Raw genomic sequence first — 4,961 nt, 5'->3', positions numbered from 1 at the left:
GAGGAGTATTTGGCAGATGTTTTCGCGGTGTGAAAGCTTTCGTGCGTTTTCCCTGTCCGCATGCCCAGCGTGGTGGGGAAGCGGCTGTCGATGCTGTCGACGCCAGCGATCTCGAAGCACTGCCCGATGATGGATAGCCCGGCGTGGCTGGTGAGGGTGCGGCGACTGGCACGGAACTTGACGTTGGGCATGGCACTGTCTGGGTGAATGGCGATATTCGTTATATTGCCATGCAGCTCAGTAGGTTAGAAGCATTCCTGGGGGCCGGTCTCACGGATTCAGGTCCCAGAAAGACCCCAATGTCTTTGCCGTCGTGGTGCTCGACAATGCCAGCATGCATCGCTCCAAGCCTTTCAGGCGGAAGATAGTGGAGTGGATGTCGCATCGTGTACACCTGGTCTACCTATCGGCTTACTCGCCAGAGCTGAACCTGATTGAGATTCTATGGCGGCAGATGAAGTATGCCTGGCTGCCGTTGAGTGCCTACCTCTCGTTTGAGCACCTCAGCAACGAGGTTCATCGCCTACTCGGTAGCTATGGATCTGATAACGCGATTAATTTTGAATAGCCACTTGGTGTGTGACGATTTTCCCTGGTTCTCGCGGTGTGAAATCGTTCATTTATTTTTCCTGCTGGGTGTGGCGGTTTTAATAAGGCTTTATATTCTGAAGGCATTAATCCATGGGTGAGAAGGGTCTAGATAAACAAATTTTTACGACGTTGATCTCTCGAGGGATAGCCGCGGGCGGTACGTTCCTACTTTCCTACGTGCTGGCTACGTTTGTCAGTATGCGGACATTTGGCGCCTTTATGTTGTGTCTGTCTCTAATGATTGGCATGCAAGTGTTTGCTAGCCTGGGTACCGATCGCGCTACGCTAAAGTACATGGGGATTGCAACTTCCAATAATAATCGCCGCGAAGTTGCGTGGGTTTACAAGCACTCCATAATGGTCAACGTGCTGATAGGTGTGCTCTTGGGAGTAGTGCTCTGGGTAGTGGCGCCTGGTGCTGCGAAAATGCTGCTTTCTTCGACTGAACATGCCGTCGAGAGTTTGCGTATTACCGCGCTGCTCTCGCCGGTTTACAGTGTCATCTATCTGTGCAACTTCCTGATGAAAGGATGGGGCAGGGCTAATGTATCCTGTTTTTTCGAAATAGGCTGTATCTCCATCGTGCTCAGTGGCATAGTTCTGGTGTGCGCCCGGCTGGGTATATCGCTGAGTTTATTAGCGCTAATGGCTGCACTGGCGATGATTTTAGGGCTATACCTTATGGTGGCGCTATGGACAGTCTGGTATCTATATCGGTGCAGCGAATTGGTCGAAAAAGAAAGTATTAGCTTTTCCCAAAGCTTCTATCGAAATCTGCCCGATTTCCTGCTGGTGGGTATTATTTTCTACTACACCCAATGGGGGCTAGTGTTGGTATTGGGGGGGTTCCATACCGAAAGTGATGTGGCCTTGTTTAGCCTTGGTTTGCGGCTGGCCATGATCATTGGTTTCATTCTAACCGTATACGATAGTATCTTGGGGCCGCGTTTTTCTAGACTTCAATACGAAGGTAATTACGAGGGGCTCAAGCAGCTTGCCCAAAAAAGTGCTTTTCAAATGACTTGCTTTGCCCTGCTGCCTGCCCTGGTGTTCATTATCTGGCCCGAAGCTATCCTTGCCCTTTTTAGCAGTCATTACAGCGGTGCTGTAGGCGTGGTGAGAATTCTCGTGATCGGGCAGTTGATTAATGTTATGACTGGGTCGGTAATGTTGTTGCTTTTGATGGCCGACCAGCAGCGGGCAGCGCGGAATATACTAATCTTTTCTGTGGTGGCAGGAAGCATTGCCTCCCTGCTACTGATCCCTCGCTACAATGCGGAGGGGGCTGCCTATGCGCTGCTGTTAGTCCTCCTAGCTCAGAATGGTATGGCGGTCTATGTGGTGAAGAAAAAATTTGGTTTTTTAATGAATGACTGGCGCTTTATTATAGAGCAACGAAATCGAATTTTACAATGACGGTGAGTGAAGTGATTAAGATTGAAAAGGGGTTCCGTCTAGAAGAAGGAGTTGATTGCAGTTTTATCAACCCGTTTTCATTGGGAGTTGTGGTGCAATGTCTGAGCGAAAAAGAGTGCAGTGAAATTCGTTTTTACGCTGACGGCATTGCTGTTGTGCTATATGCTCGGCTGTTCAAGAGGAAAAGAATCGAACGTGTCAGTTTCGATGATACCTCGATTGCTCCGATAGTGCTAAGGCATGCACAGGTCACGCAGAAACGGGTTGCATTGATAGGCGGCACTGAAGAGAATATCCTCCAAGCGGCTGAGCTATTGGAAAAAAAATACCCAAGCTTGGAGATAACCTACGCACGCTCTGGCTTTTTCAGGAGCGACGAAGAACGTCAACAGAGCCTAGCGCATGCTGCTAATGCCGACATCGTCATCGTAGGAATGGGCGCAGGAAAGCAGGAGCACCTACTTCTGGACCTGCGTGGCGAAGGCTGGCAGGGTACAGGCTTCACTTGTGGTGGCTATCTTGATCAGTTCGTGCAAGCTAAGGGGCAGAACTACTACCCTGCCTGGGTAAATCGCCTCAACCTGCGTTGGTTATACCGAGTGATGAAGGAACCGAACCGGCTTCTGAAGCGTTACTTGAAAGACTACCCCAAGTTTTTGATTAAATACGGCAATAAGATTGAGTGACAAATGATTCCTAAAAAAATCCATTTCTGCTGGTTTGGAGAGAAAGCCATGGGCACGCTCTACAAAGAGTGCATTGCCACGTGGAAAACAAAAATGCCAAACTTCGATATTATCGAATGGAATGAGACCACTATCGACCACGATAACCCGTTCATAAAATACTGTCTGAAAAACAAGAAGTGGGCCTTTTTATCGGATTATGTGCGTATGTCGGCACTTCACGAGCATGGCGGCGTGTACTTGGATGTGGACATGGAAGTCGTGCGTTCGCTGGAGCCGCTTCTGAAAAGTCCCTGCTTCCTAGGCTATGAGGATGAAGGCCGACTTAATACCGCCGTGATTGGTGGTGTGGCCGGGCATCATTTCTTCAAGAATGCCATGGCGCTTATCGAAACCCGTCATCAGCAGAAAAAGCCGTATCTGATTGCCCCTGAATTGGCCAATGCCTGTGTCGAACAGGACGCTAGTGACATTGAGATCAAGCCTTGGTACTTTTTCTATCCTTATAATCCCTACGCCAAGGCACACGACCGTAAACAGATGATGTACTGCTACATTGAAAGCGACACCTATCTGATTCATCACTGGGGTAAGGGGTGGAAAATGGGGGTTGTAGAACGCGTGTTAAGAAAGCTTTTCAAGTGATCCGTAGCGGGAAAAGATTCATTTTAGCGAGATTTTTTGGGAGTAAAGGATGCAAGGTCGTTACCCGCTGGCCAATAATACCCTATTGACCTACCGCAGAAAGATACTGCCGCTGGCAGGGATGCTGCTGATGGCCGTGATTCTGGTTTTGGGCGTGGTGGGGGTGATGTCGCCTTGGCACTATAACATTCTGCCTGCTGTGCTACTGCTGGAACTAGCGGTGCTTGGCGTATCTGTATTGGTGTTTCCGCCTAAAAGTCGCTCGGCTCAGCTTTTCATGTTAACGGCCGGTAGTTACCTGGTTCTTACCCTGGCTGTTGCCCTACTGATGAGCGGTAGTAATATTCTCGATTACGCGCAGGCGTATAAAGCGTTTTTTTATGTCCTTCTTTTGTGTTCTTTTATTGGGAGTCCTCTTTTCAAGAAAGTCCATGTCGCACGTTTTTTTTACGTGCTGCTGGGGCTGTTTTTTATCAAGTACGCCTACTCTCGTCTAATTGGTCTAGATGCTTGGGTAAGTAGTCGCCCAGGGATTTTTACCGAAAACAATTTTGAGCTAGTGTTTCTTATTCTGCTTCTGTACTTAGTGTTGCCAGTGATTCGCTGGCGAGTAGTCTCGATACTTGTCGTCATGCTGATTATCTTATTTTCAGGGTCTCGCAGCGCGTTTCTTTGCTTTCTAGTGGTGTATTTCTTCAGTGTGTTCCGTTTGGGCAGGGGGTTTGCCAGATCATGGTTTTTGTTGTTCCCGTTATTGGTTGCTGTGGCTTACGGCATCGTCAACGATCGTATGGACATCTCGCTAGGAAGTGGTGGCTCCTCTGCCGAGCCTCCCAGCATGCCAACCCTGGAAGAGGAGCGCTCGCCTGCCACCACATTGGGCGCAGAAGGTGAAGTCACCGAGCAACCACTTACTTTTCGATCCATGCTGGAGCGAGGTGCTTCTTTGGACCGCGTTCGGTTTCTGCTCTACTTCCTCGATGAGATAGAGGGTTGGCAGTGGTGGAACGTGATGTTGGGCACTCAGCCCTTAACCCCGCTATCCACAGAAACGTGCGAAGCTCTCTCATACTGGAGTGACTTGTATAGTTTCTCGGGGGATGGCACTTGCTATTCTGTCATTCTGCACTCTTACATAATTCGTGTGCTTTTCGATCATGGCGTTCTGGGGCTGTTGTTCCTCGTGGTGTTTACTACTTATGCACTGCGCAAGGGTGGTTATAGATGGGTCGACGTCCTGTGCATGCTAGGTGTTTTGCTGGCCTCATCGCTCTCCGTTTCAGCATTCAATAGCGTATTTTCCATGCTATCTATGATGTTTTATCTCTCTTATGGGCGAGGAGAGTCGGATGCAGAATCATCAGTGATAGTGGCCCGCGAAAAAGCTATTTGAACGCGGATGGAAAATACCTATGAGGCGCCAATAATTACTTTTAGGGAAACGCTGCATGCAGGGAAAACGCATGAAAAACCGCTCTACGACGGGCTTCGTAGCGCTTTACCAGTAGGAGCTAATGTGGCCATCTAACGACTTTTGCTCATGGATGACCTCATGCTGACACCATCGCTTATGCACCATTTAAGTGGCTATTCAAAAGTAAATATCCCCCGGCAAAGCCGGGG

At 49.0% G+C, this 4,961-nt stretch carries 4 protein-coding genes and 2 pseudogenes; 5 read left to right on the top strand and 1 reads right to left on the bottom strand.

The genetic code is table 11. The features are described 5' to 3' along the window. Positions 1-191, bottom strand: a pseudogene (locus Q673_RS32370) (hypothetical protein); the annotation flags it as partial. A 104-nt stretch (positions 192-295) separates the two neighbouring features. Between Q673_RS32370 and Q673_RS36150 the strand changes: the two are divergent. The 5 genes and pseudogenes from Q673_RS36150 to Q673_RS36615 all read left to right on the top strand — a co-directional run. Beyond that, positions 296-568, top strand: a pseudogene (locus Q673_RS36150) (transposase); the annotation flags it as partial. A gap of 113 nt (positions 569-681) precedes the next feature. Beyond that, positions 682-2,007: a lipopolysaccharide biosynthesis protein gene (locus Q673_RS32365; protein ID WP_023006916.1), complete on the top strand. Its 1,326-nt coding sequence runs from the start codon at positions 682-684 to the stop codon at positions 2,005-2,007. 11 nt (positions 2,008-2,018) lie between these two features. Beyond that, a complete protein-coding gene (locus Q673_RS36145; protein WP_161629680.1) occupies positions 2,019-2,693 on the top strand; it encodes a WecB/TagA/CpsF family glycosyltransferase in 675 nt (224 codons plus the stop codon). 3 nt (positions 2,694-2,696) lie between these two features. Continuing rightward, positions 2,697-3,338 carry a glycosyltransferase family 32 protein gene (locus Q673_RS32360; RefSeq protein WP_023006915.1) on the top strand — a complete coding sequence of 214 codons (642 nt, stop codon included), beginning with the start codon at positions 2,697-2,699 and terminating at the stop codon, positions 3,336-3,338. A gap of 49 nt (positions 3,339-3,387) precedes the next feature. Then, complete coding sequence (locus tag Q673_RS36615) at positions 3,388-4,731, top strand: hypothetical protein (RefSeq protein WP_152527137.1); 1,344 nt, start codon at positions 3,388-3,390, stop codon at positions 4,729-4,731. Positions 4,732-4,961 lie beyond the last annotated feature (230 nt).

It is taken from the genome of Halomonas sp. PBN3, assembly GCF_000475415.1.
Taxonomy (GTDB): domain Bacteria; phylum Pseudomonadota; class Gammaproteobacteria; order Pseudomonadales; family Halomonadaceae; genus Halomonas; species Halomonas shengliensis.
This window is presented reverse-complemented; position numbering and strand designations above follow the sequence as displayed.